The organism is Bacillus sp. LJBS06 (genome assembly GCF_016924995.1).
GTDB lineage: Bacteria > Bacillota > Bacilli > Bacillales > Bacillaceae > Bacillus > Bacillus stercoris.
Genome location: NZ_CP070484.1, coordinates 40833 through 66845 on the forward strand (window position 1 = coordinate 40833; position 26013 = coordinate 66845).

Annotated in this window: 33 protein-coding genes and 2 tRNA genes; 9 read left to right on the forward strand and 26 right to left on the reverse strand. The window is 34.3% G+C overall.

Going from position 1 to position 26013, the window contains the following annotated elements; translation table 11 throughout:
* Positions 1 to 2: 2 nt before the first annotated feature.
* From JQX68_RS21395 to JQX68_RS21495, 21 genes are all read right to left on the reverse strand, one after another.
* Positions 3 to 1013 (reverse strand): hypothetical protein, encoded by a 1011-nt coding sequence (locus JQX68_RS21395; RefSeq protein ID WP_205440671.1) that lies wholly within the window; start codon positions 1011 to 1013, stop codon positions 3 to 5.
* Entirely contained in the window at positions 997 to 1152 is a 156-nt protein-coding gene (locus tag JQX68_RS21400; protein WP_205440652.1) for a hypothetical protein, read from the reverse strand. The genes JQX68_RS21395 and JQX68_RS21400 overlap by 17 nt, the downstream gene beginning before the upstream one ends.
* Positions 1153 to 1397: 245 nt before the next feature.
* On the reverse strand, positions 1398 to 1784 hold the full coding sequence (locus JQX68_RS21405) for a DUF3846 domain-containing protein (protein WP_043940314.1): 387 nt from the start codon (positions 1782 to 1784) through the stop codon (positions 1398 to 1400).
* Positions 1785 to 1882: 98 nt separating this feature from the next.
* Positions 1883 to 2389 carry a YiiX/YebB-like N1pC/P60 family cysteine hydrolase gene (locus tag JQX68_RS21410; protein ID WP_043940313.1) on the reverse strand — a complete coding sequence of 169 codons (507 nt, stop codon included), beginning with the start codon at positions 2387 to 2389 and terminating at the stop codon, positions 1883 to 1885.
* 251 nt (positions 2390 to 2640) lie between these two features.
* Positions 2641 to 3111, reverse strand: a complete 471-nt coding sequence (locus JQX68_RS21415; RefSeq protein ID WP_231573543.1) for a flavodoxin domain-containing protein — start codon at positions 3109 to 3111, stop codon at positions 2641 to 2643.
* Positions 3068 to 4111 (reverse strand): ribonucleotide-diphosphate reductase subunit beta, encoded by a 1044-nt coding sequence (locus JQX68_RS21420; RefSeq protein WP_043940311.1) that lies wholly within the window; start codon positions 4109 to 4111, stop codon positions 3068 to 3070. Before JQX68_RS21420 ends, JQX68_RS21415 begins: the two co-directional genes overlap by 44 nt.
* A gap of 103 nt (positions 4112 to 4214) precedes the next feature.
* Positions 4215 to 6584, reverse strand: a complete 2370-nt coding sequence (locus tag JQX68_RS21425) for a ribonucleoside-diphosphate reductase subunit alpha (RefSeq protein ID WP_013603309.1) — start codon at positions 6582 to 6584, stop codon at positions 4215 to 4217.
* A gap of 71 nt (positions 6585 to 6655) precedes the next feature.
* Positions 6656 to 7690: an AAA family ATPase gene (locus JQX68_RS21430; RefSeq protein ID WP_009968592.1), complete on the reverse strand. Its 1035-nt coding sequence runs from the start codon at positions 7688 to 7690 to the stop codon at positions 6656 to 6658.
* Positions 7691 to 7758: 68 nt separating this feature from the next.
* Positions 7759 to 7995 carry a hypothetical protein gene (locus JQX68_RS21435; protein ID WP_043940310.1) on the reverse strand — a complete coding sequence of 79 codons (237 nt, stop codon included), beginning with the start codon at positions 7993 to 7995 and terminating at the stop codon, positions 7759 to 7761.
* Positions 7996 to 8083: 88 nt separating this feature from the next.
* Positions 8084 to 8446, reverse strand: coding sequence for a PQ-loop domain-containing transporter (locus JQX68_RS21440; RefSeq protein WP_013603306.1), 363 nt, complete (start codon positions 8444 to 8446; stop codon positions 8084 to 8086).
* On the reverse strand, positions 8443 to 8964 hold the full coding sequence (locus JQX68_RS21445; RefSeq protein ID WP_043940309.1) for a nucleoside 2-deoxyribosyltransferase: 522 nt from the start codon (positions 8962 to 8964) through the stop codon (positions 8443 to 8445). The genes JQX68_RS21440 and JQX68_RS21445 overlap by 4 nt, the downstream gene beginning before the upstream one ends.
* A gap of 74 nt (positions 8965 to 9038) precedes the next feature.
* Entirely contained in the window at positions 9039 to 10007 is a 969-nt protein-coding gene (locus JQX68_RS21840) for a hypothetical protein (RefSeq protein WP_052500197.1), read from the reverse strand.
* Positions 10008 to 10065: 58 nt separating this feature from the next.
* Positions 10066 to 10275: a hypothetical protein gene (locus tag JQX68_RS21455; RefSeq protein WP_043940308.1), complete on the reverse strand. Its 210-nt coding sequence runs from the start codon at positions 10273 to 10275 to the stop codon at positions 10066 to 10068.
* Between the two features lie 192 nt (positions 10276 to 10467).
* Positions 10468 to 10830 carry a DUF7448 domain-containing protein gene (locus JQX68_RS21460; protein WP_043940307.1) on the reverse strand — a complete coding sequence of 121 codons (363 nt, stop codon included), beginning with the start codon at positions 10828 to 10830 and terminating at the stop codon, positions 10468 to 10470.
* Between the two features lie 168 nt (positions 10831 to 10998).
* Positions 10999 to 11328 carry a DUF2653 family protein gene (locus JQX68_RS21465; RefSeq protein ID WP_043940306.1) on the reverse strand — a complete coding sequence of 110 codons (330 nt, stop codon included), beginning with the start codon at positions 11326 to 11328 and terminating at the stop codon, positions 10999 to 11001.
* Between the two features lie 2 nt (positions 11329 to 11330).
* Positions 11331 to 12107 carry a hypothetical protein gene (locus tag JQX68_RS21470; RefSeq protein ID WP_205440653.1) on the reverse strand — a complete coding sequence of 259 codons (777 nt, stop codon included), beginning with the start codon at positions 12105 to 12107 and terminating at the stop codon, positions 11331 to 11333.
* 39 nt (positions 12108 to 12146) lie between these two features.
* Positions 12147 to 12725: a hypothetical protein gene (locus JQX68_RS21475; protein ID WP_043940304.1), complete on the reverse strand. Its 579-nt coding sequence runs from the start codon at positions 12723 to 12725 to the stop codon at positions 12147 to 12149.
* 4 nt (positions 12726 to 12729) lie between these two features.
* Positions 12730 to 13254: a pyrophosphohydrolase domain-containing protein gene (locus JQX68_RS21480; protein WP_043940303.1), complete on the reverse strand. Its 525-nt coding sequence runs from the start codon at positions 13252 to 13254 to the stop codon at positions 12730 to 12732.
* Positions 13255 to 13265: 11 nt separating this feature from the next.
* Complete coding sequence (locus tag JQX68_RS21485) at positions 13266 to 13496, reverse strand: hypothetical protein (protein WP_043940302.1); 231 nt, start codon at positions 13494 to 13496, stop codon at positions 13266 to 13268.
* Between the two features lie 29 nt (positions 13497 to 13525).
* On the reverse strand, positions 13526 to 14224 hold the full coding sequence (locus JQX68_RS21490; protein ID WP_043940301.1) for a hypothetical protein: 699 nt from the start codon (positions 14222 to 14224) through the stop codon (positions 13526 to 13528).
* A gap of 56 nt (positions 14225 to 14280) precedes the next feature.
* Positions 14281 to 15315, reverse strand: a complete 1035-nt coding sequence (locus JQX68_RS21495; RefSeq protein WP_043940300.1) for a helix-turn-helix domain-containing protein — start codon at positions 15313 to 15315, stop codon at positions 14281 to 14283.
* 267 nt (positions 15316 to 15582) lie between these two features.
* Between JQX68_RS21495 and JQX68_RS21500 the strand changes: the two genes are divergently transcribed.
* Both JQX68_RS21500 and JQX68_RS21505 read left to right on the forward strand, forming a co-directional pair.
* Positions 15583 to 16146 (forward strand): site-specific integrase, encoded by a 564-nt coding sequence (locus tag JQX68_RS21500; protein ID WP_013603294.1) that lies wholly within the window; start codon positions 15583 to 15585, stop codon positions 16144 to 16146.
* Positions 16147 to 16183: 37 nt separating this feature from the next.
* Positions 16184 to 16522, forward strand: a complete 339-nt coding sequence (locus tag JQX68_RS21505) for a hypothetical protein (protein WP_043940298.1) — start codon at positions 16184 to 16186, stop codon at positions 16520 to 16522.
* Between the two features lie 83 nt (positions 16523 to 16605).
* Here the strand turns inward: JQX68_RS21505 and JQX68_RS21510 are convergent, their stop codons facing one another.
* The 3 genes from JQX68_RS21510 to JQX68_RS21520 all read right to left on the reverse strand — a co-directional run bounded on the left by JQX68_RS21510 (position 16606) and on the right by JQX68_RS21520 (position 19225).
* Complete coding sequence (locus JQX68_RS21510; protein WP_052500196.1) at positions 16606 to 17127, reverse strand: 3D domain-containing protein; 522 nt, start codon at positions 17125 to 17127, stop codon at positions 16606 to 16608.
* Between the two features lie 388 nt (positions 17128 to 17515).
* A complete protein-coding gene (locus JQX68_RS21515; RefSeq protein WP_043940297.1) occupies positions 17516 to 18796 on the reverse strand; it encodes an ATP-dependent DNA ligase in 1281 nt (426 codons plus the stop codon).
* A gap of 129 nt (positions 18797 to 18925) precedes the next feature.
* On the reverse strand, positions 18926 to 19225 hold the full coding sequence (locus JQX68_RS21520) for a hypothetical protein (protein WP_043940296.1): 300 nt from the start codon (positions 19223 to 19225) through the stop codon (positions 18926 to 18928).
* Positions 19226 to 20175: 950 nt separating this feature from the next.
* Between JQX68_RS21520 and JQX68_RS21525 the strand changes: the two genes are divergently transcribed.
* Positions 20176 to 21015, forward strand: a complete 840-nt coding sequence (locus JQX68_RS21525) for a hypothetical protein (RefSeq protein WP_205440654.1) — start codon at positions 20176 to 20178, stop codon at positions 21013 to 21015.
* A 151-nt stretch (positions 21016 to 21166) separates the two neighbouring features.
* Here the strand turns inward: JQX68_RS21525 and JQX68_RS21530 are convergent, their stop codons facing one another.
* Together JQX68_RS21530 and JQX68_RS21535 are read right to left on the reverse strand one after the other, a co-directional pair.
* Complete coding sequence (locus JQX68_RS21530) at positions 21167 to 22330, reverse strand: response regulator aspartate phosphatase (protein ID WP_043940295.1); 1164 nt, start codon at positions 22328 to 22330, stop codon at positions 21167 to 21169.
* 149 nt (positions 22331 to 22479) lie between these two features.
* A complete protein-coding gene (locus JQX68_RS21535; RefSeq protein WP_009968675.1) occupies positions 22480 to 22800 on the reverse strand; it encodes a hypothetical protein in 321 nt (106 codons plus the stop codon).
* A gap of 206 nt (positions 22801 to 23006) precedes the next feature.
* Between JQX68_RS21535 and JQX68_RS21540 the strand changes: the two genes are divergently transcribed.
* The 6 genes from JQX68_RS21540 (at position 23007) to JQX68_RS21565 (ending at position 26011) form a co-directional block, all read left to right on the forward strand.
* Positions 23007 to 23186: a hypothetical protein gene (locus JQX68_RS21540; RefSeq protein ID WP_009968676.1), complete on the forward strand. Its 180-nt coding sequence runs from the start codon at positions 23007 to 23009 to the stop codon at positions 23184 to 23186.
* Positions 23167 to 23574: an HNH endonuclease gene (locus tag JQX68_RS21545; protein WP_052500195.1), complete on the forward strand. Its 408-nt coding sequence runs from the start codon at positions 23167 to 23169 to the stop codon at positions 23572 to 23574. The genes JQX68_RS21540 and JQX68_RS21545 overlap by 20 nt, the downstream gene beginning before the upstream one ends.
* Before the next feature lie 11 nt (positions 23575 to 23585).
* Entirely contained in the window at positions 23586 to 24077 is a 492-nt protein-coding gene (locus JQX68_RS21550; RefSeq protein WP_205440655.1) for a phage terminase small subunit P27 family, read from the forward strand.
* 51 nt (positions 24078 to 24128) lie between these two features.
* Positions 24129 to 24205 (forward strand) — tRNA-Asn (locus JQX68_RS21555).
* Position 24206: 1 nt separating this feature from the next.
* Positions 24207 to 24280 (forward strand) — tRNA-Trp (locus tag JQX68_RS21560).
* Positions 24281 to 24310: 30 nt separating this feature from the next.
* A complete protein-coding gene (locus JQX68_RS21565) occupies positions 24311 to 26011 on the forward strand; it encodes a terminase large subunit (RefSeq protein WP_043940336.1) in 1701 nt (566 codons plus the stop codon).
* Positions 26012 to 26013 lie beyond the last annotated feature (2 nt).

The window sequence follows — 26013 nt, forward strand, 5'->3', positions numbered from 1 at the left end:
GCCTAAATTTGTTTATACCTGGTTTTAATCTTTTCACCGACACGTGATGATAATGTTTCAGCAAATGAATTGAGTTTGTCTATAATTTCATATAATTCTGTTTTGGAAAGTTTAATACGTTTATACTTATTTATTTCTATTGTTGAATTCTCATCACTCATTACTTCAATTGAATCTGCGTTTGGCAAGCTATAATTTAATGAATCCCTGTCTAAATTCCAATTATGATGTTGAATACAATTCCTAATGATTACATGCTTTATTATTTCGTGCCTTAACTCTTTATCTTGTTTACTCATTTCATAATCTAAAGGTTTTGTTAGTCTGGATAATTTATCTGTAAAACCAGTTCGTCTATAATCATCATAGACATCACTAATAATGTTAGCGATTGTTAGCCAATCATCTCCATCCATTTTATTCAGATCTAATTTAACGTTTTTCTTTGATAACTTCAGTTTGCTTTTATTACCGTTCTCTAATACTTCAATTAACAGTTGTAAGTAGCAGTTGTCCATAAAGTCATTCAAAAGTTGAATTAACATACATTGATTGTATCCGAGTATTTTTTCTTCAATTTCTTCTTTTATTTTTTGGTTTGAGATTTCATCAATTGCTTTTAATTCTTTTTCAATATTATCTTTGTAAGAGAAGAGATCTTTCTTGAAAGAATCCACCTCGTGTTGAATTATGTTGCGTCCTTCGTTATTCACAGGCTCATTTTCGTCATCAGGTATAGATAAATTTTGTTTAGAGGCATTCTGCTTTAGTAATTCCCCAAATGGAAGGAATAATCTTGAAGCGAGAAATGACGTGCCATTATTCTGTTGTTTCACATGATAAACCCAATGTCCATAACTGTTAGCTTTATGTAACACAAAAGGAGGTAGCCATATCTGCCCGATTTCCCCGTCACCCTCCCAACCTTCTTTTTTAAATAATTGCTTTAATTCATCTAAAAGTGCTTCATTACTGTCGGGTTCTAAAAGCTCGATATTATCTAAGCCCGTCACCCTCCCAACCTTCTTTTTTAAATAATTGCTTTAATTCATCTAAAAGTGCTTCATTACTGTCGGGTTCTAAAAGCTCGATATTATCTAAGTAATCTATATGTTCATATTTAAAAACAAACCATTTTTTTGGTGATTCCATAAGTGTTTTCCCCTCTTTAATTTTCACTATCCTTAACATATAAAACCATTTTTTCTCGGTTCTGGTTCATTTAATTATAAAATAAGTATTTTATAATTAAAAACCCCGACATCGGAATAATGTCGAGATTTTTGTCATAACCATATAGCATACATACACTGCTATGATTCTCATAAGATGGGGTCGGTAGAATCATAGCAAGAGATTGCTATTTTCTTAGGTTAAATCAGTCGATTAAAGTTGAATTATGACTGTTTCACTTCATAATTGTGATAAACCCAAACAGGGTTGGTTCCTAACAAAGCCAGTTTAAACTTGCTTAATATCTTTGTGGCTTCCTCGGTAAGACTGATTGTATCTCCGTCTTCATTACTTGAAGCAAACATAATATTCCCACAGATCACTACATCCCAATCGGTGATAGATGGATTTGGGGTGTTTTTTATAATAAGGGATGGCATTGAGGGCTCTTCCTTTAAAAGAAATCCATCGTCGTACCACACGTCTAACTCCTCAATGCTTGTCAAAGCAAGAGTTCCTTGGATTTCTTTCTTTAGAAGATCATAAGTGCTGCCCTCGCCCTCCTTAAAATTAATCAATTCTCCTGGCTTTAAAGTTGCGTAGTTGAGCATTTGTGTCTCTCTCCTTAAAGTTATTTATCTCTTACATTTAAATTATACAATATCTGGAATATAACGTACATATGTTCGTATTTAAAAAGCCAAACTTTTTAGGTTTGGCTCGTTTCAATGCTTTTAGATAAATATTTGAGGAGATCATATAGTTCATTTGGAGTTAGATCAATTCCTCTTACCTCACCGGTGATCCCAAGATCATTAGTAATTCCAAGGTGATCTAGAACATTAAACACTAACTCCGAGCAAATTAAATTGTTGGGATTGTTGAATAAATTCTTTCCTTTGAGGTGGAATAGGTTTTTAATGATATAACCAAAAATTTGTGCATAGTCATATTTCTTGCCTATATACGCTTTGCTAATCTCAACAACTTTTTCCTGTTGTTCTGAACTCAATCCTAAATCAAGAATCTCATAATAAGAATATTCTTTGGAATTAAACTTTTTAACTCTTGAAACAATATTTATATCGGCTTCAAGAATTTCAGTATCAGATACAGTAATGGCCACATGACTAAACTTTCCTCGATGATCAAATAACCTAATCAGTTTAGAAAGGATACCTTTTCTTCTTACAAAGATAATATTTCCTCTAGTCATTCTTTAAACACACTTCTTAAGAAATATAGTGCAATAAAGATAAAGTAAAGACCCCAGAAATCAATCTCGTAATTGAAGATTCGTGATATGCCAAACTGAATCAATACACTAGGAATGGCTAAATAAATAAGTAAAAGTAAAAGGTGAATAATAAACATAATTAGCTCTCCCTTCTGAAAATCTTTATTATTTTATCTGGCCGAATGAAAACGTAAATTACTTCAATAAAAAATTAAATAAAAAAGGAGCCGTTAACGACTCCAATATTTGATGCTGCCTATTAAATTATATAATTCTTGTTCAGTTAATTTTTGTTGATTGAATCGCTGTTCAAATTTAAAAGCAGCTATGACATCAGCGCCACAATCCAAACAAATTTTCTTTATTCCTTCAACTGCCCCACAGAATTTAGGATAAACTGAATTACCACTCCCAAATATAAAAATTTCTTTTCCATAAAGCTGTAAATGGTTTTCAATAAGATATTCTTTGAGTCTCTTAGGTATTTTTCCGTTACCCCAAGTATATGAGCCAATAGCCAAACGGTTGTTATTAGGGAAAGGATTGTTAAAGTCTTCAATGACTTGAAGATCCCTTTTAGTGTGCTCTTGAATAAACGAAATAAAGGTTCTAGTATTACCCGTATTTGAAGCAAGAATAATTGGAAGATACCCCATATCATAGGTCATCCCAATCATTCTTTTGCTCATTCGCTTTGCCATAGTTTACTTCTTTATCCTCAAAGAAATCTCTTTTTGTGTTATTCAAGTTATCGGGATCGAAGGCTGTTATCCAAGGCATAGGATTTTTCTTTGCTGCGAATATTTGGTCGAGTCCGAGGTTGTCTAGAATTAAATTCGCCCGGTACCCGATGTACTCTTTTACTTCTACAATATCAATATCAGGAGTGTTCTTATAAAGATCCTCACAGAACTCTCTTTCAAGTTGTACAAGTTTAGTGAAGAAATCATATACAAACTCAGAAAACTCTTCAGTATTAAGTTCAGGATATTGAGTTAGAATGTCACGTACCAAGATTGTTTGGAAGTAAGAGTGCTTCATTTCATCACGTTGAATATACTGAATAACAGTTCCGGTCCCAAACATTTTTCCGTTTCTATTAAAATGATAGAACGGTGTAAATCCATTTACGAAACATAAACCTTCTAGGCCACTCATTGCAACCAATCCTTTTGCAAAAGTCTCCGGAGTAGGATTTTGGATGAACTCATCAAACAGATCCATCATTAGCTTGTTTCTTCTAATCATGAATTCGTTCTTTTTTGGTCGTTCAAATACATCTAAAGAGACAGCTTTAGAGCTAACCGAACTTAGAATATATGTGTAAGATTCGTTATGAATTGTTTCCATTGCAGCTACAAAAGCCATAAGGGCTTTAATTGCAGAATCTCTAATATAATATGCAGCAACATTATCAAAATATGTAGCAATAGAATCGAGTACAGCCAAAATTCCGATAGCATTTAAAAACAACTCTTGTTCCATTTCGTTCATTTCAGTAGCCCACTGTACTTTATCCTTACTCATGGATACTTCATCCGGAATCCAGAATACTTCTCTCATTTCTTTAATAAGTTCGTAGTAGACTTGATTAATAATGTCATCCCAGAAGAGAATACCACTTACATCATCGAACATTCTCTCGCCTTTGTTAGGTAAATTCTCGTTAAAAACTCTCACTTGTTTCGTCAATTGTTCCATATAAGCGTTCCTCCGTATTCATAAAAATCTCTTAATATTTATATCTGGAGTATTAAAAACGTAAATCAAAAAAGGGAGCTTTCGCCCCCACTTCTTTAATATATTAAGCTGAACATGCCAGGCATGAACTTTCATGTTTTTGATCCCAAGATCGAGTGTAGTAAGAAGTTTTCACACCGGCTTTCCAGTTTTCCATATGAAGCTTATAGAAATTCTTAGCCTTAATGTCCTGAGGAATATAGAAGTTATGAGAAATAGCTTGGTCTACAAACTTTTGACGAGCAGCGTTGTGTTTAATAGCCCAAAGGTGAGCTAATTGTTTTTCATTTTCGTATTCCATTTTCATAGTTGGTTTGTAGAAGAACCATGTTTTTTGATTTAATTCCGGAACCAAAATAGGAAGGTGGAAGTCTTTTTTTCGTTCAAAGTAGATAACATCAAAGATTGGGTCGATTCCTGGAGTTGATCCAGCAATAACTGATGTTCCACCAGTCGGGGCAATAGCTCTTAGGTATCCATTTCTCATGTACTTAGAAGCCAATTCTTTAACTTCCAACCACTCGGGAGAGTTTAAATCACGTTCTTCAAACCATTCTCCAGTTTGCCATTTCGAACCTTCAAAAACAGGATAGCTACCTTTTTCTTTTCCTAATAAAGCTGAAGCTTTAATGCAATTCAACATGATTTTTTCTTCAAGTTTGGAGATATATTCAATAGCCTGTTCTGAATCCCACATGATTCCTTCTTGAGCTAATAAAGCAGCAATACCTTGTTCTCCTGCCCCAACAGCACGATACTTCATATTTGTGTATTGAGCTTGAGGAACAGGGACCTTTAAGAGAGAAATAACGTTATCAAGGGCTCTCATTTGAATTTTGATAACTCTCTCTGTTACTCCATCTTTTTCTGTTCTATTAACAACCAAGGAACTGAGGTTGCATGTTACTAGATCACCAATTTGTTTATGAATGATTACTTCTCCTGTTTCCCAATTAATCGTCTCTTGAGTTACAAACGAAGGTGACATATTTTGAGCGATTTCAGAACACAAGTTAGAAGAATAGATCATTCCTGAATGAGAGTTTGGATTATTACGGTTAACCGTGTCACGATAAAACATATATGGAATTCCAGTTTCTAATTGAGCCTTCATGTATCTCTTTTTCAATTCAATTGCTGGTACACGTCTCTTATCTAAATTGTTATTATCAACGCATAAGTAATAGTGGTAAGTCCAAGCATGATCAATTGGATTTGGTGTTTCTTTTTCACCAAGTTTTTTCTTATCGTAGAAGTCTTCAAGACTGAATCCCATCTTTTGTTTGATCTCATGAGGATCAAAAAGATAGAAGTCACCACGTTTTTCAACTTGTCTCATAAATTCATCCGGAATACAAAGACCAGTGAAAACGTTGTAAGCTCGTTTTGATTTATCACCAGTATTGAGACGAAGATCTATGAAGTCTTCAATATCTTTGTGCCATATATCTAGATACACAGCAACGGCTCCAGGTCTTTGTCCTAACTGATCAACGGAAACGGCCGTGTTATCAAGTTGTTTAATCCATCCTAGTATTCCACTGGCAGCGCCTTTATGTCCTCGAATATCTGATCCAGTTGCTCGTAATTTTCCAAAATAAATACCAATACCGGCACCATTTTTAGAGAACGTAGAAACATCAGTGTTATCATCAAAAATTCCACGAAGTGAGTCTTCAGTTGTTAGAACAAAACAACTTGATAAACCACCGGTAACACGGCCAGCATTCATTAAAGTTGGAGTAGCAAGTGTAAGGTAAAGGTTAGAAAGCGCCCAGTATAGTTCAATTGCTTTCTCCACTCGGTCTTTTTCCTCTGGCATCATCAGGTGAAGGGCAGCAATCATAAATCTTTCTTGTGGCAATTCATAAACTGATTTGTCAAAGTCTTTAACACAATAGCGACCAGATAGTGAATGAAGCCCTGCAAAATCAAATAATTCATCACGTTCGGGAACAATTGAATTTCCGGCCTTAACTAATTCTTCTCGCGTGTAATTAGCAAGAATATCGGGAGTATACAAGCCTTTTTCGGTGAGAGTCACGATAAGACCATAGAAATCACCATACTTCTCTTTTGAATCATAAGATCTATTTTTAGAAGCTCTTTTATATAACTCTTGGAGCTTTACATAACGGGCAAATCTATTCCAGTTAGTGTTTACAAGGTAATCAGGCGACACGTATCCAGAATCATTCTTAATGTCATTTGTAAGAACCAAAGCATTTTGAATGAGAATTTTCGTAATATCTTTTGATTCGATTTCTTCTCTTCTCTCGATTGTCCGGACCACTTTAGAAATGTAACTCTCTTTTGTGGTTGGATTAACCTCAATATTTTCGAATCCACGTTTAATAAATGAAATCAATCTTTCTCTATCAAATTCCATTCGTCGTTCACGTTTTTTATTCTTGTCTTTAATTACAACTGTCATAACCTATTTCCTTTCTTGCAGTAGTTGAGTTAAAGCAAGAGAGGACGACATAATCATCCCCTCGCCAATTATTAAAGAATTTCTTTCATTTTTTGAATTGCAACGAATAACGGCTGAACTTGTTCTTTGGAAGCATCGGTTAACTTATTGCCGGCTCCAAATACTTCATCTACAATTCTATTAACTTCATCCATACGATTTGCTTTATGGAACTGAACACCAAGCTCACGAGCTTCTTGCATCAGAGCATCATAATCCAGCTGTTCTTCTTGTAATCCAACTGATTCTTTTTCTTCTTTCAATTGAGAAGGATCAATTAGATTAATTGCATCAGTAACGGCTTTTTTATATGCTTCAGCATCCAAAGGAATTACTGGAGCAATACCTTCAAATGTTGAACCGGCTTGCCATTGAAGTGTTTCTCGAAGATGTATTACACGATGTTCATTCATGTGTTCATCAGTTGTAACTGTCATGAACAAGATGTTATCAACCATTTTGTTGATTGGAGCCATGACTTTATCTTTTAGATCTGGAACATACTTTTCAAATTGATAGTATTGTTCTTTGGTCTTTTTATCAGTTACAAGAGTCATAGTGTCGTTTACCTGTTCTTGAAGGACACCTGAAACAGGAATCTTAGTTGTGACTTGAGTTGCGTGAGCAATAAACACAGGAGTGTAGCCTAGTCGTTCAATTTGCTGAAGATTTTTCTTCCAATCATTTTTAAGATCAACCCAGTCTTTTCCCCATTCAACCTGGCCGAACTCTGTTTTGTCATACTTTGAAAGGATATATGTTTCAAGCATTGCGTAAAGGTTTTCTACCGTATCAATGCAAACAACATCGTATCGTTCTTTAATTTTTTTGTTCTGCAGCTGAGCTAAAACTTGAAGATATTCAATCCAGTTTGAAACGTACTGAACATTGGCACCAACAAGCACTTTATGCCGTTTTTCTGTGGCGATAAATAAAACTCGATCTCCATAGAGCTTATGAACAAAAGATGTTTTACCGATTTTAGGAACACCATAAATAAATGAAGTGTAGGATGCTAAATCCGTACTTGCCTTAATCGGCTCTAAATTTAATAAGTTAATTGCCATAGTTGAGTTCCTCCGATTTGTTTAATGTGATTACTTTTTATTTATATCTGGTGCTTGGAAAACGTAAATTAATTAATAAATTTTGCCGGTGTTTTTTTATTCTTCCTGTATTTTTTCTTTATCAATTCATATGGATAAAGCTCGTTGATTGAAACGTACCAGGTATTTTTCCCATCACTTGCTTGGAAAAAATCAGAATGACCAGCATCATGTAAGATGGTAACAATCTCACCTATCTCAAATTCATGGCCACAAAATTGTCTGATTATAATTGCTTTATCACCAACTTTATAAGAATTTTTCATCTATTAACCTCCGTCTTCTTTCAAGTCCTTTTGTATTCTATCTGGATAGTGAAAAACGTAAATTAAAGCACAAAAAAGAAACAAGGAATTATCCTTGTCTCTTGTCGTTTTCTTCATTAAACTTTTGCTTTAACCATTCAGCTGTAATTAATGCCTGGGGAACAACATATGAAGAGTTTTTTCTATATTTCAGAACCATGATCAACATAATTAAAGCAAGAGCTTCATTTAAGGCTTCAGTAATCATAGTCCCCCATGTACCGAACTTGATAAAGATCATAATGGCATTAACGAGCATAAAGATCAAAGCGACATTTAGAGAAAGCCAGAATAATACGCTCATACCATTTACGTCTTTTATTACATACGTTTTTCTTATTTGAGGTAGGTAACAAATTGTCAGGAACACCGTTCCTAGTACTGGCAGCCAATTCAATAGAAAGTTTATCATTGGGGAGCCACCTCTTTTTCAACTGATTTTTTTAATTCATCAGTTTTCTTTTTTAAAGCAGCTACTAAATCATCTACAGTAGAGAATATTCCACCATTTGTTTTCTTGATCAAGCCAATAACATAAAGATTACGATATTGGAATTGGTTTTCGGTAATATCATCAACTAATGTTAGAACCTTTTTAGCATTGTCATTTCCTAACTGCCGAACATCAGTATACAAACCAAGGATAGGTCGTCCAGTTGTTGAGAAAATTCCAATCTCTGCAGCAACACCAGAATCAATTTCTACCCCATCTAAAACGGCAACTAAAATATCACTTGATAGGAGGTGTTCTGTATCAGCATCGGCGATTTGTGTACTTGTTGCACTTGCTTTTTTATCATTAACAACAACATTCTCTTGTGGGAGATATACCTCAAGTTCAGGGATTTCTTCTCTGATTTTTGCTGCTAATGTATCGTTAAAATTTCGGTCTGCGATTCCAAATAAACCGTTAGCTAAGTATAGTTTCATTTTTATCAACCTCGTCTCATATTTGTTCAAAGAGAAGCCAACGAGAATTTCTTCTCATTGGCCTGATTAAAATATTAAAAATCTGGCATATCATCTGTATTTGGAGCATCACTAAATGGGTTATCATCTTGTGGTGGTTCCATTCCAGTTGGCAGAGATCCAGGAGGAAGATCATTTCCGTTCGAACCAAAACCACTTGGTGGTGTATCTTCAGCTGGTTGAGAAAGCTCCTGAAGCTTAAGTTTGCGGATTTGAAGAGCTGTTTCAATTTCTTCTTCTGTATAAGCTTTATCACCAAAGTAAGGAATTTCTCCACCGATTACTTCAATATTGTTTACATAGTTCGTTACCTGACGAACTTCTGCTTTTTCAGTAGATCCAAAGCCATGTGAAACTTGGCTTTCTGATTCTTTAACTTCGTCCACAACAGCATAGTTATTAATCTTGAAGTTTAATTGACCAGTAGAACCTGCAGGGTATAAATCCATAAATGCTTCAGCAAGTTCTGGACCAACAATCGTATTTTTAAGTTCAATAACTTCATTTCCCCAACCAACAGTGAAACCTTTAACTTTGTATTCTCCAGTTGGAAGGTCATTCTTAATAACTGGTTCAAATCCTTGAACAACTGTATCAATCGTTGCAATTGCTTTATCTGGTCGATCATTTGTTTCATCTAAACGGTTAAAGAAGATTCCTTTAACTTGGTTAAACTGAACAAGGTTTCCCTGTGCATTGTAGTATTCATTTAATGTAAGTTCTCCATTAACTTCAATTCGATCGGCTGCATCTGCCCCATCATCTTCAATAGTTTTGTATTCATTTTTTACAGTTTCAATGCCTTTAAAGAGTTTTGATGATTCCATCATAAACACTGAAATTTTGATTTCCTGAACATGGTTATCAAATTTTGAAAGAACAACCAGGTTACCAGACATATACTTATTGCCTTTTTTACTTGTTTTGACCTCTAAATCTTTTGATTTAAGGGTGCCGATTACTTGAACATTATTTTGAAGTTGTCTTAATTCTTTATTTTCCATGTAATTTTCCTCCGATTTTATAGTAGTTGAGTTATTTATTTTATAAGACTCCCATGAGTTACGAGAAAATTTCCTTCAATAGATTTTCAATTTCTGATGCTTCAGATTCCTCTGTAACTTCTTCCTGAACTTCATCAAGAATTGATTTAAGTTGATCCATAAGAATAAGAAATTCTAAATCACCGATAGCTTGCATAGCTTCATCTTGATCCATACCAGCTTGGCGAAATTGAAGATAAGCGTAGAGTTTTTCGATTTCATTTAACATAAGAATTTCCTCCGATTTGTGAGTGATTTTTATTACATATCTTTTATATCTTGGATTTTAGAAACGTAAATCAAAAAATAAATAATAAATTATTTATTTTTTAAAATAATATCTAACCCCAGATTTATTTTTTGTATTTATATCTAATCGACCGAATACGTAAACAAAAAAAGAGAACTCTTTCGAGTTCCCTTACAGCTTTCTGAAATCAACTGATTCAGAATAATATCCGTTAGATTCACCTAACCATCTTAGAGTTACATAACCATTGATTGTAGCAAATTTATAGAAGGTCCATGTTGCTGATCCCCAATCAGATTCACCAACTTGAGAAATTTCTTCAGCCATTGTTATTGGAGATCCAATTAAATCATCTAAATCACCAATAATCTCTTCTAAATAGACTGATTCGCAGCAGTCTTGCTCATGATACATTATATAAGATTCTCCATCCGAGGTATGAAAGATTAATTCTCCCACACCCTTTTGTTCAATTTTAGTAAGAGTTTTTCCGATAAGTACTTCAACGTCAGTATAGCTATCCCAATAAGACATATTAATTCCTCCGATTCGTTATCTATAGTAGTTGAGCAACTAAAAAAGAGCTCCTATTGAGCCCTTTAATTAGCATAAAATCTGAATTTTATATCTGAATTTAGCTTTAATCCTCTGATTTTCCGTCTAAATATCCAATACCATAGGATAAAAAGAAGCAAATAAACGTTATAATAAATGAAAGCATTGATCTTCTCCTTCGTTTACCAAGACTTCAGCATGAAATCCTAATTTTTCATCGTATTTCAACTCTACAACCGTCAAATCTGGATTGAAGTTGTGGTATTCCTCTAAGAACTGAATAATGCCTTCCGAGATCTGAGTTGTTCCAAGAAATTGTCTTCTTAAAGGTCCATAACGAACCTCAGCAATAAACCCTTTGTGATTGTTATATGTTAGTTCTTTTATTTCAACATCTTCTGGAGAAGTGGCTGCGTCATTTGAAATAAAAACACAAATTCCATCTACAATTTCTTGCTCATTTAATATTAATCTCATAATCAAAATCTCCTTTTGTAAGTCTTAGATGATTTGTAAGCACGGATGATAGCAATGACAATGATTAAAATAATGATCAAAGCGATGACATCAACGATCCAGGCAATAGGTGAAGCTCCATAGGAAACATAACCTGGTCCTCCGACTGGATGATAGGTGTAACCCCAGGGGTGCATCATGCTTGTCATGAACATTCCCATCGTAAAACCGTTATAATATCCAAACCAACCTGAAGGAGAAAATCCTGCATTGTAGTAATGATTAACAGAAACGGTTCTGCCACCAACATAAGCTTTTGTGGTTCTTCCACTATAGGTTTTTCCTTTTACCTTTGATGTAGCGCCTGAGAACGACCCTGATGATTTTTTAACAGAACTCTTCTTAGATAGTGTTGATTTTGTTTTATTTGAAGATTTTTTTGTTAAAGAAATTGATTTGGATTTTGATTTATCCGACTTTGTAGATTTTTTAGATGATCCACCAAAGAATGATTTAAAGCTAGAACTAAAGCTAGATTTCCTCGAACTTGAGTTTGATCCTGAGCTTGATCCTGAGCTCGAGCTAGAACTTGGTTTAGAATAACCGGATTTATAACTTCCACTATATGATGATCCAGAACTCCGACTACCACTACTGAAGCTGGATTTAGATGAAGAAAATGATGAAGAAACCCTAGCACTTCCACCACTAAAGCCAGCTGCTTCTGATATTGTAGGTGGCAACAGTAAACCGAAAGTAACGACTACTGCCAATAAGGATTTAACATATTTAAGTTTCATTTGTATTCCTCCAAGTAATGAGGCCGCCTAAGCGACCTATTATGCTGATTTTGAATCGTCAACGATAAACGTAAAATTCTTAACAACCGGTGATCTTAACATCGCTGCATCATCAGCCATCGCTTCACTCATGCTTTTCACAACTCTAATTCTTTCATTTTCGAATTCCGGATAAGATGTGAGAATAATATCTCCAATCTCTGGTTCCACAGGATTTTCAACTGTTAAGTACTTTGTAGGAACTTTTTTAGATAAAGCCCGGTATAAAGCGATCGCTTTACCAATATGCTCATTAAAGGTATCTCTCGGATCGCATTTAGCAATACCTTTTGCGTAAATTCTTCCAGACCTATAACCTTTTAATAGAACTGTTACGACACGTTTTTTTCTATTGATGTGGTATTCAGGAACAGTAGCATAAGATCCAACTTCATATCCATCGCACATAGTGGAATCTTTTAAGTTTTCAAGGTCTGACTTAGCATCTTCAATAACTTTCTTTCTAGCAGTAATAACTCTAGGTGACTTATTAGCTCTCTTAGTGAGTTCTTCTGCTGCTTTGGAAATAAATTCGTTTAATTCAGTAGTAGTCAAGTTTTTGAAATTTACCTTCTGCATAATATTAGTGTTCCTCCGATTTTTTGATTTGATTTTCAATTTCTGCTTTGATCTTTGGTTCAGGTTGTTGCCAACCTTCCGGTTTAAGTATCTTTCCACTATTGCCTAAGTCATATCTCGGTTTACCATCCGGAAATAACTTGGCCATGTTTGCGTCTTGAACAATATCAAAGAGTGGTTGTGGTTTAACTCCAGCAACGACAAATGATCCTTGAACAAAGTAATTAACATCAGTTAATGCATCCATTTGGTCAACAAGAATATCCTCAACCGGACCTTTCTTAATCACTTTAGATTCTGCAGCAGTAATTCCCCGGATTAACTCTGTTACCAACCCATAAAATTTTGTTTTGTTTCCACCTGCTGTTGCATATAAGAATTCAACTAACTCTTCAGCCGTCCAGATGGTTCTGGCCAAAGCAACATCTTCAGGAATAGATGTTGGTTTTTCTGAGATTGGGTGATGGAATGCTCGGTGAAACTCTTCAACTTGAGATTTGGCATAGTCTAAACCTTTTTCTTCTTTCATGATCATTCTCCTCAATGTACTAAATGTTCTTTCTTTAATGTAAAGGGGTTTTGATCTATTTCATTGCTGACTATTTCAGCCAGATCAACAATCGTTAAACCAAGGTCTTTAAGGTCTTCTTCACTTAATTCATTTACTGATTCATATAAGAGCCAGGTCTTATCATTTTTAGTTCGAGTCGATAGATTCTCACGAAAACTCTTAACCTTCCTGGTTAAAGCTTCGTAACCTGGTGTGCTCACTTATTATCACCTCACGGTAATTTTTGTTATTATATCTGTGCCTTTGAAAACGTAAATTGATTTTCAGCTTTTTTGGCCATTTCTTTTAATATTTTTGTTTCAAAGGACTGTACCGACGTTTTATCAAGACCTCTGTTTGTAAATAGAACTTTTAGGTCTCCTTCGATCCAATATAATTCTCCATTGACCATATCATCATTAAAGAAATGGACCTCTAGGTATTCAGCTGGTCTACCGTAACACTTAATTTGTTCTTGCTTTTCTTTCTGATCTTTAGAATCCATATGTCTGTGATTTTTAATTTGAAGTGGAATAGAAATGTTGGAGTCTTTTAAATGAAGAACCGTTCCATCAATTTTCGAATTACGATCTTCTTTTGATGAGGGAATTTCAAACCAAAACATTAGGCAGCTGTTGACGAGGTTTCTAACGACAATCTCTTGAAAAATCGGCCGTCCTATTCTTTGAAAGAAATACTTGATGTAATTCCTTTCTACTTCGCCCCTATCTCCATAGTGTTTTGTTGCGTTATTGAGAAATCGGGTAATCTCTCCTGGATAGTAATGCTTCCAAATAAAATTTAGGATTTCAATTGGTTTAATAAATGGATCTCTTTCGATGAGTTTAAATGTAACGTACTTGGCCAAATAAAAATCAATGTGCCCTTTGCCATCTTTGCCTTTTATAACAGCATTATGACATTCTGCTTCAAGTCCATACTTAAACATAGATTCAGTCTCCTGTTCTCAATATTTTCTGATTCAAACGAAAAATACAGAGATCCTTAGACCTCTGTTTCTTCTGAATCGTATTTATCTCCAACTGCAGCGACCTTCTTAACAATACGATCGATTGTTCGAGATATTTTCATTTGATATGTGTTAAAATTCGCAGCTATTTCTTCTTGAGTTAATCCATTTTGGGTTTGTCTTAAGACTTCTTTTTCGAAGTCAGTGAGTTTAGCTTTTTCGATTGTCGATTTTAAGTCTAATAAGATGAAGCTAAAATCATCATTTGGATCAAAATCTGGTTTTAAGAATAATAATCCTTTAGCTGAGATGGTTTTTCCCGATTCCGTTTCAACTACATCACCTTTTAAGTGAAGAGGATTTGTGAAGTCAAACACATCAATATCGTATTCTGTACTCTGGGAGAAGTATTTAAGGTTATAACCGAACACGCCTAACAATGTATCTTTAGAATAAATCATATCGTGCTGCAGCTGACCTTTAATGCGAGATAAAATGAACCGGTTCCCTTCTTTATTCTTCAGTTTTTGTGTTACGAAATCATAGAATGGCTTATAACTTCTTAAAATTTCCCCCAACCAATCATCTCTTTCGAGATCTGAAGCTGTAATCGATTGAGGTCTAAGCAGAATTTTGTTTCTTTCTTCTTTTTTCAAGAAGTGAATAACATTCTCGGAAAAATCATTGCTATCTGAGTTCGTCAATGATTCTATAGATTGTTCTTTCTCAACTTTCTTTTGAAAGTACCGTTCATCTGAATAAAAAATGTACTCCGTTTTCTCTTGTTCTTCTTCTTTCTTAATTTCATCACTGGTTAATAAATATGTGGCCATACGATCTAGTGATTTGCAAACATTGTTTTGATGGGATAAAAAGTCTTTGGTTGTAATCCCTGTTTTAAAATAACCATCAAAATACTCGGAATAGAAATTAGTCTCATTTAGGATCTCTTCCACAACTTTTTTCCGTTCCTCTAATGTTGTTTTTTCAAAATCAATTTTTTTGTTAATTTCATGAACTGTCGTTCCATCTAATCTCCCTTTAAAGTTTCTCTGTGATGTAAAACTCATATATTTGTTCCTCCATAAATTTGTTCTATTTATATTTAATTAATTTAATGTTCGAAGTTATATAACGATTATATCCGTAATTTTCCATATGTAAATTAATGGAAGGTAGAATTTATAAGTCTGCGAATCTTACACAATAACATTATGTAAAGTATTAAATCCCTTCATATCAATGTTTATAAGAGATGTCGACTTTTCATTGTTTTTGAATTTTACATAACATATAATTATCTTATAATATGTCATATTGGTTAGAAGGTGATCATTTTGAATATGGTTAGTCCCATTAGAGACAAAAAACAACTGGAATTACTAAAAATGTATTTGAGAGAAAAGAGCAAAAGAGATTACTTAATGTTCATGGTTGGAATAAGTTCTGCCCTCAGAATTAGTGATATTCTTAAATTGAAGGTTGGAGATATTTGGGATGGAAGGAAGCCGAAAGAATTCATTTATCTTCATGAAGAAAAGACAGGAAAGTATAAAAGATTTCCGATCACTGAGAACCTCCAAAAAGCAATTAGAGAATATATGAAAGAATATCAGCTTGACCAGGAATCCTATTTGTTTTTCAGCAGAAAAGGAAATAAACCCATCTCCCGTCAACAAGCTGCCCATATATTATCTTCAGCTGCAGATTACATTGGAATTAAAGAACCGGTATCAACTCATAGCATGAGAAAGACATGGGGATATTGGGCGTATAAAAAAGGATACTCTTTGGCTTTAATAATGGAAGCTTTGAATCATTCAAGTATTGCAATTACAAAGAAATACTTAGGTATTACACAGGAAGATCTTGATGATGTATATATGAGTATGAATTTATAATATATAATAGAAGAAACTCGGAATTATGAGGTGAATTATGGAGATTAAGAGAATAACAAGAAAAGAATTCGAAAGCTTTCCTAAATTTAAAAATGTTGAAGAAGCAATAAAGTTTTTCAAAGAAAAGTATGAGGATCATTTTATGGAACAAGGATTGGGCCCGTTTGAAGAATTTGAACTCGGAAAGTACTATCACCATTTGTTAATCCTTGATAAGGAAGGTTTTAAAAGGATGGGTGAATGGATGATAAAAAATAATCGGGCAACATTCCCTTCTGAATCATATTCTGAAACAAAAGGGATGAATGAAAGTGTTCAGCCGATATTTATTTTTGAAAACGGAAGGATCCAAGTATCTAGCTTAGCTGAGGATTAAAAAAGAAGCTGCCATTTTGATTTCCTCAACAACAATTAATAGCGAGGTAGAAAGTAAAATGGCAGCCTTTATTATTATTCCCTTTACTTTAAGATCTTAGCTTGAATATCTCTAACACCAAATTCTATACACTTGACATTAGCATTTAAATACACATCGATTTTATTCCCTTTAATAGCAGATCCAGTATCTTCAGCTGTATAAACACCATTAAGATGTTCATATCCTTTAGGAAATTTGATTTCTACTTTTGATCCTAAGGGGATTACATTCGGGTCCACTGCAATTGTACGTCCTTCTTGAACTTTCGTTCCTGTTGCTGTAACAGTACCCATTGAATAAGCTGTTGAAGTAAAATGCTTATATCCCTCATAAACCACCGATTGATGTTCTTTGACTCCAACCTTTGTGTTTATTTCCTGTCCCGGATAAATCAAAGAAAGATTTTTGATTTGTGGGTTAGCTTCGGCCAATTCTTGAAGAGAAATATTATTTTCCCTCGCAATTTTGGACATTGTGTCCCCAGGTTTCACTTCTTGAGCAAACGTGGGAGAAGCAATTAGCATCGATACTCCTAATGCTGAAACAGCAATTAGTTTTTTCATTGGGTTTTGCACTCTCCTAATATTTATTGATCCCTTATCTCTTTCTCGGAATCTTTTATTTTTATATCTCGGAAAAGAAAAACGTAAAATAAAATCCATATAAATTGCTATATAATTTAACGTCTGGTAATGTATCTTTAAAGCCAGTCATATGGTAGTCAGGAGTTTACCCCTCCTGACTTGTCGAAAGGACAGAGTATTGCATTTATTCCTTTCAATCATTCTCTCTTTTAGTCTGTTTTTTTCTGCAGACCAACCACCTATTATCTTAGGTCGGACGACTGAAATCGTAAGAGAGAAAAGATGAAGAGAGTCCTTCACCTCCTAAAGGTGAAGGATTTGATTCTCTTAAATAAAAAAAGCCCGACCTAAAGCCAGGCTCATAAATCTAAGAATAAGACACTTCATCTTTATCATCGCGAATTCTATTTAATGAAGGCTGCCGTAAAGATAAACCTCCATGTTCATTTTTGCTTTCTTGAAAATATTTAATCTCAACAATCTTCCCAACCACCAAGGATGGATCTTTCCAAAAATCAACTTTCCATTTCTCTTTTAATCCAGCTACGGCCACTCGATGTCCTTTGTAATCAACAATAATTGATCCACATTTACCACCACGTATGTCTTCCACAACATCTAAACAACGTAAATCTGCTTCTTCTTCTGGTTTTACTTTTAGAATGCTAGGAGATTTTTTCAATTCAAATATTCCATCCGATAAATGAATCATTAATCCTTCTTCCCCACGGCCAATTGCTTCAAGAAACAAGTCATCAATAACATCTTTGTCATTTCCAACATAGAATTTAGGAACAACCGAAATTAACGAATCTGCCGGCAGAGACTTCTTGATCGTTTCTTCTAAAAAAGAGCGTCTAGTTTTGTAAGGAACATCAAAAACACCTTTTTCATAATCATCAATTGGAATCATGTCGAACAACAAAAATCTAACGTCTTTTTTAATTCCGTGTTTCTTCAAACGACTTTGAGTTGCTCGGAATAAGTCCGATGAGGAAAGGTTATCTCTATTCACGTTTACGAGTTCTCCTTCATAAACAAATCCTGTCGGAAGTTTTTTCATTAACTCTTCGAGTTCAATTAATCCTTCGTATTTGGCACCGGTGGTTGTAATGAATTCGCTGCCTTCTTCCAAGTTCTTCGTTGTTGATCTGAAGCCATCGACTTTAAGTGAGACAATGAACTCTTCTCCTTTTGTAAGGTGTTTTTCAGGATTGTATTTTTGACCTTTCATAACCTTGTGTTTACTGATAAACCCTTTACCGTATACTTTATTCAAAGTAGTTGAAGAGATTCCAATCGGCAAATCTTTTGTTAATATAGATTTGGCCAGTTCCCGTTCTTCTTCTGTTTTAAGTTGCTTTAAAAAGATCTGAATTGATTGGATTATTTGATCAGATCCGGTATTGTAAAGAATTACGTAAGCCATAGCATCAAAGATGGTTTCAAGTTGAGTATAAGTCGGCAAACAAACTTCTTTTTCGATCTTCTTTTTTGCTAAACCCGTTTTAACAAGTGGGTCGTAAACAAACTTGAAAATCTCCTTTAAACCCTCCACATTTTCGTATTTTCTTAGTAATTCTTCTTTTCCTTTTCGGCTTGATTCGTTTTTAATCTCCTTAAAAATTTCAACATATTTCTTCATCATAGTAGTTGAGTCCTCCGATTTTCCTTTGGTTATTTCGAGTAACGAAATAATATTATCACTTCTTTTTTGAGTCGTACACACTGATTACAGAATATTGCAAAAATAATATCTAGATATTTGAATCTAGCTCTATACACATGCAGCCATTCTTTTTGCCATCCTTTTTCTTTTCTCAATAGCTTCATGGTTATTATTACGAGATCGTTTAATAACGGTTGTAAGTATCCAGTGATTTCTTTCTTTTACAAAGATGAATTCCTTACTATTTCTAGTAAAGATATGCCTCACATTACCGTTATTCACTATCTGCTTTATATTTAAGTTTCTTACATCACGCTTAATCCTACTTTCAATATTCTTACGGCATTCGCCTACTCTTTGTTCATATCGCTGTATTACGTGATTAGTAATAATAAAGTCTTCAAACATCCTATCTCCCTCCGATTAATGTATGTAGTAGTTGAGTGAAAGTGGTGCTGCTGAATTGGTTATCTAACAACACCACTTTAGAAATGTCTGATAATTGGTATGATTATATCTGGCTCTATTAAAACGTAAACCACATTAGCGAATTAATTTAATATGCCAATGCTAAAGCATTGTCTATTCGAAATTACTTACGTAATTTCTCATATGTTTATTTAATTTATTATTTAATATATTCATTAATAATTAATTGATATATAAAGACCATAGCTATTCGTAAGCATCCATGAAGATTAAGTTTAGAATTCTTACGACCACATCTAAACAACTATACGTTCTTCTCCAGTGTTGATTTATAAGTTAATTCTTATTGGCTCAAACACTTAAAGCACATGACAACGGATAACATTACTAATCAACTGCAAGTCAATGATAAGGATGGTCAATGACGATTGATTAGTCTATCCATCGATCCCAGCGAAGATGAAGAATCTTCACCACCATTAATTGCTTAATGGTATTTGCAACGGCGAGATAACCTTGGAGTTATTTGATAAAGGAGTGAACTCTCAGCTTCAAATGTCTCCGTGATTATTGAGTTGTGCAATATATTTATATCTGAGAATGGTGAAACGTAAATTGGTAGGGAGAAATCAAACAAGAGTGAGGAAAATTCACACACGAAAAATACGGGTGGAGTTGAAAATGATTGCCGCCTGCTCCGAGAGTTGGATCGAGGTTTGAAAAAGTAGCCGCCTACCCTTTCGGGAAAAAAATCGGTCTCGACAGGAATAACTGGAGGAGGTCCGTTCACACCAACCATCCCAAAACGCCCAAATTGTGTTGAAATTTAGGAGAAGGAACAAGAATTTTGTCATTCTTTGTTATAGAATAATAGTTAGATGGATATAATAAACATATAGAGAAAATAACCTAGTTGAGGGGGAAAATTTTTGTATTATAGGATTGGTACCATTAAGACAATAAAAGAAGGGGAACACAAAGTTGATATTAAAAGAGACTTCACTCAAGAAGAACTAGACAAATATTTTCAATACAGAAAGTACCTTGGACTACATATAAATAACAAGAATTTATATGATCTAGTTGTAAGAAATGGAAAAGAATCGGAAAAATATTTAGAGACAATTAAAGACAAAGATTCGTCAGAAATAGGCAGTCCGGATTATGTTATCTTTGAATCCAATAGGTTGTTAATGAATTACCTATCAATGTTTAGAACATACATTGATCATATTCCTTCTTCACTATCTAAAATATTTGATTCAAATACGAAAGCAGAATTTAACAAGTTTACAAATAAGGTTTTTGATAACCATTTTGAATATAGATTTTTGTCCAAACTAAGGAACTTCGCCCAACATTTTGGAGTCCCTATTAATTCTTTATTTAACGATCAAGATGGAAATTATGTCGCAATGGATCGAGATAATTTATTAAAATATGATAGTTGGACTATTGTCAAAAAAGAAGTTGAAAGTATGGAGAAAGTTATACCGGTTCAAGGCTTGGCTCACAGAATGAATGTAATCATGAAAGTAATATACTTTTTTGTAATGAAGTTCTATGTTGAGGGTATTATTGAAGCAATTCATTGGTTTGATTCATTACAAGGAGAACTAGGTGGCAGTCCCATTCTTGCAGTTGCAGCTTCCGCCGAAGAATATGGAGCAGGGAAATTTAATTTTCAACCTATGAATGCCCACGAATTTATTAATGCAGTACATGATTTAAATGAAAACCCAGGAATAAATATTAAATTGATAAAATAAAAACCCCATTGGACTTTCCAAACGGGGTTTTTCGTTATCATATTAAGTTGCTGCTCTATCTGCGACCTTATAAGTGGACTGCTCAGAAAGAGCATATGAAGCGCTAGATACTCCAACAATGCCAAGCAAGAGCGCTAAACAAATTGCAATTTTACATTTTTTCATTTAAATGTTTCCCCCTTTGAATTTGTTTGCGTGCTTCAATTGCCATTTGATAAAAATCGACCGCATCATGTCTGTCTTCTTTGTTGGTCAAAAAATCAGCAACAGCAACAGCGTATTCTTCCATATCACCATAAAGGTTTTTCTCTTCGAAGAACTTGAACACTTCTCTAAGTGTTTGTAAGTCGAATGATAAATAAAGGCCTTTAACCAGTTTTAATTTCTCGGTTACTTCCTGGTTGTTGTGCCGGGCAGCAACCTTCTGACCTTCCTGATATAATTCTAATGCAGCCTTTAAATCATTCTTCTTTGCTTTGACATATGCCAGATTAAAAATCGCTTTTGACTCATAAATGTGCTTTCGATCCTTATGAATTTCATAGGCGATTTGAAAATGTTTCTCAGCATTGTCAAGTTCTTCAAGGTTATTATAACATAATCCCACGTTAAAATGAGCTGAACCAATTAAATGTTGCTCCCCTATTTCTAGGGCATCTTTTAAAGCTTTTTCAGCTGTTTCTAAAGCGTCCTCATAACACATTTTATCTAGCCAGTTCCCGAAGATAACAAACTGACACTGGACCATTTCTTTTCCATATGTAAGATTACCCTGAGCATCTTTTTGTTCTTTAAATATAGAGTATGCTCGCTGAGCATAATTCATGGAGAAATGAGTCTCTTTCATATAGTAATAGACCTCTGATACTTTAAAATAGAACTCGGCCTTATCTGTATTTGCATTTGCATCTAATAAATCAAGATATTTTTCAGCTTCACGGTAATATGTTAGGGCAATAACTAAATCTCTTGTTCTGAAGTGATACATACCGGTAAAAAAATTATAATAGAACTCTATTGTATTCGTAAGAGATTCAGGGGCCATATTCTCCCTTGTCTTTTTAAGATCAGAATAAACACCATCTATATTTTTAACAGAGTCAGGTTCAAGATACGACAGCATTATTTCATGCCGCAGCTTTAATAGCTGAAGATAGACTGCTACTTTTTCATTTTTCTCCATCATATCGAATTCTTTTTCAACTTTTCTTTTCATTTCTTTTGCTTTCTCAACTCGACCCTGCTTTATAACAACATACCAATGATTAATGTCTGTGGTTACATAATGATATGGGATTAAATCCGAAACAGACAATCAAATACCTCCTTTTCTTTACATATATTTAATATTATACCACCAAAGGCTCATGCGAATAGAATCATTTTTTGAAAAATCCCTCAATTCAGATGAATACAAAGGTCAGAATAAGCATAAATAAGGACCATATCGTCTGATATGGTCTTTTAACTGGCTTTAGAATTTATGGTAAGTTGGTCTAAAAGGCTCCCAATGTCGTTTAATGACTTATAAATGACATCCAAACAGTTAATTATATGAGAATCAATCTCTCGCTCTTGAACATCTCCAAATACAAACTTCAATTCTTTATAAGACTTAGAGTACCTTAAATTAAAGAGATTTCCATCAATCACCTGAACAATTTCAACTTTCGGGTCCAATATTTGTTCATAAATAGTCTCCGGATGAACCACTCCTTCAACATTTTCAATGTAATTTAAGAACCCCAGAATCGTTTCAAGTTTAGAATAAGCTTCAGTTTTCATAACTTATCCCCTCCGATTTAGTAGTTGAGTAACTTACATTTAAAATTATAAAAAGCAAACATAGGTTCGTACACTCTATTTAAGAAATTATTTAAAAAAATCAATAAAAACTGTTTAGAATTTTCGACTTGTGTACATTTATATTAGAGACATAAACAGTATTGTTCGAGATATTGAGCTTCAAAAAAGGAGATCAATATGAATAAATGAAAGATAATCGAACTAAATTAATCTGTTCTAAATGTAATTCTCCTATTATTACATATCGGAAAAAGAAAAAAGTCATTTATGAATGCTCTTATTGTGGTATTCAACCTGATGATTTAAACTTTGACGATCTTTCTCCAAACGATTGGGAAGATGATTATGAAGAAGAAAATATGTAATAATTGCGGGAAGATTATTGGTTCAAATGAAACTTGCTCTTGCAAGCAAAACAGAAATCGAAATCAATACCAACGCAAATATTATCAAAAAAATAAAGAATACTTAAAACCCCTTTCCACTGCACGTTGGAAAAAATTAAGAAGTCTCATCATCCACAGAGACAAAGGTTGCTGCCAACGATGTCTAATCAAATATAGCATCGTTAATTCTTCAGAATTGCAAGTTCACCACATAAAGCCTCGAATTGATTACCCCGAATTAATGTTTGAAGAAAGCAATCTTATTACCCTTTGTAAAACGTGCAACCTCCAATTAGGTACTTCCGGTGAACTTGATTTTAAACCAAACATTAATCTTGAAAATCACAATTATGACTTCAAACTTTAAGAGGTGATGTGATGGCTCGTCCTAGAAAGCCAGCTTCCCTCAAACAAGGACATTCAGAATCAAAAGCTCAATTGGAGGAAAGAGACGAAGCAGAACAAGAGCTACTTGGAAATGATGATTTAGTGAATGAAATTCCTGAACATCTTGATGAATTAGCTCAAGAGTATTACAAATTCTTAACCACTGAACTAGAGATAAGTAATATCCTCTGCAATTTAGATATTCCTCTACTCGAACAAACTGCTGATTGTCTAAGTAAAATGAGGCAAGCAGATGAAATTATTAATAAAGAAGGACTTATTTTAAACACAATTGATAGGTATGGGAATGACTTAATAAAAGAACATCCCGCAGTTGCTACAAAACAGAAGTATCTTAATCAGTTTAGAGCTTTATCTACCCAGCTTGGATTATCTCCAGCATCAAGGGCTCAACTTGCGGGTTTGAAAATTGAACAAAAAAACGAAGAAGAAGATCCGTTACTCAAATTATTAAAAAGTTAATTATAATCCCTGCTGTTTTTTACTCCGATTTTCAGTGGGGATTTTTTCTATGTGCTCGTAGCTCAGGTGGTTAGAGCATCGGTCTGTTAAACCGAGTGTCGTAGGTTCGAATCCTACCGAGTACGCCATGAGGGTTTAGTTTAATGGTAAAACGTCAGTCTCCAAAACTGAAAATGTTGGTTCGATTCCTTCAACCCTTGCCAATAAATATAATACTGAGGGTGAGTGATAATATGGTTTCTTCGTATTTAAAAGCCCATCCCGCCTATCAGTATGCTAGAGATGTTGTTGAAGGTAAATTAACTGCCGGCAAGTACGTTAAAAAGGCTTGCTGCAAATTCATTTCTGACGTTCACAATCCTGATTGTGAATTTTTTATCGATGAAGATGAACTTAAGAAAATTGATGGCTTAACAAAGCTTATAAATATGGCCACAGGATTGAAAGCTGGAACGCCAACTCATGATGCTTTGGCTCCATTCCAATGGTTTTTCTTAGTCAATGCTTTATGTTGGAAGTATAAACAAAATCCAATTAAAAGAAGATATGAAAAGTCAGTACTCCTAATTGGTCGTAAATCCGGTAAATCATTCCTCGTTGCTTTAATTTTTATCCTCTTGCTCTTAATTGAACCAGAATACTCCGAGTTTTATTCCGTTGCCCCGGATAAAGAGCTTTCTTCGATAGTCAAAAAAGAAGTTGAACAAACAATTACAGCTTCTCACCCTTCTATCCAAAAACAGTTCCAAATAACAAGAAGTGAAGTACGGTGTTTACTCACAAAATCTAAATTCATTCCATTAGCTAACTCTGAGAACCGGATGGATGGAAGAAAAGCAAATGTTTTCGTAGCAGACGAAGTTGGAGCATTAAGAAACCGTTACCCTATTGATGCTATGCAATCTTCTCAAATGAACATGGTAAACCGTACCGGAATTCTTATTAGTACAGCCTATGAATCATTAAACAATCCTATGACTGAAGAAGTTGAATACGCTCAAAAAGTTCTGGATGATTTAATTGATGATCCCACTCTTTTCGCCCTCCTTTATAAACCTGATGATCCTAAAGATTGGCTATCTGACAAATCCCTCATTGAAGCAAATCCACTTGCTGAAGTTCTCGAAGATAACTTGGAATATTTAAAAAAGCAACGTAGAACTGCTTTAGATATGCCAAGTTCAAAAAAGAACTTCTTAACAAAGCATATGAATATTTTCGTTGATGGTGATGACTCAGAGGTTTATATCCCTTCAGATGAACTAAAGAAGAATATGATTACTACATATGATTGGACAGGTCGAGAAGTGTTTGTTGGTGTTGACTTATCTCAAACTACTGATAATACAGCTGTTTCAATGGTTACTTATGATCATGATAAAGATGAATACGTTGCTCAGTCCTGGGCTTTTATTCCGGAAGATAGTGCGGAAAATAAGTCCAAAGTTGAGAAGGTTGATTACTTTACCATGAGAGATAATGGTTATTGCTATTTCTGTGGTGATAAAGTTATCAGCCATAGGTTCGTTGAAAACTTTGTCTTAGATCTCGAAAAGAAATATGGGGTAATCATTAAGGGCATCGGTTATGACCGGTGGAACTGCGTTGCTTCAGCTAACCGATGGTACGAAGAAGGCTATGACACGATCGAAATTAAGCAGCATTCTTCTGTCTTGCACCCTGCTACTAAACTTGTAAAAGAACGTGTTTTGAAAGGCAGCTTTAAGTATCTACAAAACAGACTGCTGGAAATCAACTTTTCAAATGCTCGTGAGGTTAAGGATTCCAACCTCAATACTTACGTTAATAAGAAAAAATCCACAGGAAAAGTTGATATGGTTATCTCAATATTAAACGCTATGGCCCTATGGAATAAAGAAGTTGAAGAAAATTTAACCTCCAACTTTGAAGAAAGGGAACTAATTATTCTCTAAGA

What these genes read in the sequence shown, in the direction of transcription:
- JQX68_RS21400 (WP_205440652.1), bottom strand. Translation starts at nt 1,152, where the DNA reads ATGGAATCACCAAAAAAATGGTTTGTTTTTAAATATGAACATATAGAT.
- JQX68_RS21405 (WP_043940314.1), bottom strand. Translation starts at nt 1,784, where the DNA reads ATGCTCAACTACGCAACTTTAAAGCCAGGAGAATTGATTAATTTTAAG.
- JQX68_RS21410 (WP_043940313.1), bottom strand. Translation starts at nt 2,389, where the DNA reads ATGACTAGAGGAAATATTATCTTTGTAAGAAGAAAAGGTATCCTTTCT.
- JQX68_RS21415 (WP_231573543.1), bottom strand. Translation starts at nt 3,111, where the DNA reads ATGGCAAAGCGAATGAGCAAAAGAATGATTGGGATGACCTATGATATG.
- JQX68_RS21420 (WP_043940311.1), bottom strand. Translation starts at nt 4,111, where the DNA reads ATGGAACAATTGACGAAACAAGTGAGAGTTTTTAACGAGAATTTACCT.
- JQX68_RS21425 (WP_013603309.1), bottom strand. Translation starts at nt 6,584, where the DNA reads ATGACAGTTGTAATTAAAGACAAGAATAAAAAACGTGAACGACGAATG.
- JQX68_RS21430 (WP_009968592.1), bottom strand. Translation starts at nt 7,690, where the DNA reads ATGGCAATTAACTTATTAAATTTAGAGCCGATTAAGGCAAGTACGGAT.
- JQX68_RS21435 (WP_043940310.1), bottom strand. Translation starts at nt 7,995, where the DNA reads ATGAAAAATTCTTATAAAGTTGGTGATAAAGCAATTATAATCAGACAA.
- JQX68_RS21440 (WP_013603306.1), bottom strand. Translation starts at nt 8,446, where the DNA reads ATGATAAACTTTCTATTGAATTGGCTGCCAGTACTAGGAACGGTGTTC.
- JQX68_RS21445 (WP_043940309.1), bottom strand. Translation starts at nt 8,964, where the DNA reads ATGAAACTATACTTAGCTAACGGTTTATTTGGAATCGCAGACCGAAAT.
- JQX68_RS21840 (WP_052500197.1), bottom strand. Translation starts at nt 10,007, where the DNA reads ATGGAAAATAAAGAATTAAGACAACTTCAAAATAATGTTCAAGTAATC.
- JQX68_RS21455 (WP_043940308.1), bottom strand. Translation starts at nt 10,275, where the DNA reads ATGTTAAATGAAATCGAAAAACTCTACGCTTATCTTCAATTTCGCCAA.
- JQX68_RS21460 (WP_043940307.1), bottom strand. Translation starts at nt 10,830, where the DNA reads ATGTCTTATTGGGATAGCTATACTGACGTTGAAGTACTTATCGGAAAA.
- JQX68_RS21465 (WP_043940306.1), bottom strand. Translation starts at nt 11,328, where the DNA reads ATGAGATTAATATTAAATGAGCAAGAAATTGTAGATGGAATTTGTGTT.
- JQX68_RS21470 (WP_205440653.1), bottom strand. Translation starts at nt 12,107, where the DNA reads ATGAAACTTAAATATGTTAAATCCTTATTGGCAGTAGTCGTTACTTTC.
- JQX68_RS21475 (WP_043940304.1), bottom strand. Translation starts at nt 12,725, where the DNA reads ATGCAGAAGGTAAATTTCAAAAACTTGACTACTACTGAATTAAACGAA.
- JQX68_RS21480 (WP_043940303.1), bottom strand. Translation starts at nt 13,254, where the DNA reads ATGAAAGAAGAAAAAGGTTTAGACTATGCCAAATCTCAAGTTGAAGAG.
- JQX68_RS21490 (WP_043940301.1), bottom strand. Translation starts at nt 14,224, where the DNA reads ATGTTTAAGTATGGACTTGAAGCAGAATGTCATAATGCTGTTATAAAA.
- JQX68_RS21495 (WP_043940300.1), bottom strand. Translation starts at nt 15,315, where the DNA reads ATGAGTTTTACATCACAGAGAAACTTTAAAGGGAGATTAGATGGAACG.
- JQX68_RS21505 (WP_043940298.1), top strand. Translation starts at nt 16,184, where the DNA reads ATGGAGATTAAGAGAATAACAAGAAAAGAATTCGAAAGCTTTCCTAAA.
- JQX68_RS21510 (WP_052500196.1), bottom strand. Translation starts at nt 17,127, where the DNA reads ATGAAAAAACTAATTGCTGTTTCAGCATTAGGAGTATCGATGCTAATT.
- JQX68_RS21515 (WP_043940297.1), bottom strand. Translation starts at nt 18,796, where the DNA reads ATGATGAAGAAATATGTTGAAATTTTTAAGGAGATTAAAAACGAATCA.
- JQX68_RS21520 (WP_043940296.1), bottom strand. Translation starts at nt 19,225, where the DNA reads ATGTTTGAAGACTTTATTATTACTAATCACGTAATACAGCGATATGAA.
- JQX68_RS21535 (WP_009968675.1), bottom strand. Translation starts at nt 22,800, where the DNA reads ATGAAAACTGAAGCTTATTCTAAACTTGAAACGATTCTGGGGTTCTTA.
- JQX68_RS21540 (WP_009968676.1), top strand. Translation starts at nt 23,007, where the DNA reads ATGAAAGATAATCGAACTAAATTAATCTGTTCTAAATGTAATTCTCCT.
- JQX68_RS21545 (WP_052500195.1), top strand. Translation starts at nt 23,167, where the DNA reads ATGAAGAAGAAAATATGTAATAATTGCGGGAAGATTATTGGTTCAAAT.
- JQX68_RS21550 (WP_205440655.1), top strand. Translation starts at nt 23,586, where the DNA reads ATGGCTCGTCCTAGAAAGCCAGCTTCCCTCAAACAAGGACATTCAGAA.
- JQX68_RS21565 (WP_043940336.1), top strand. Translation starts at nt 24,311, where the DNA reads ATGGTTTCTTCGTATTTAAAAGCCCATCCCGCCTATCAGTATGCTAGA.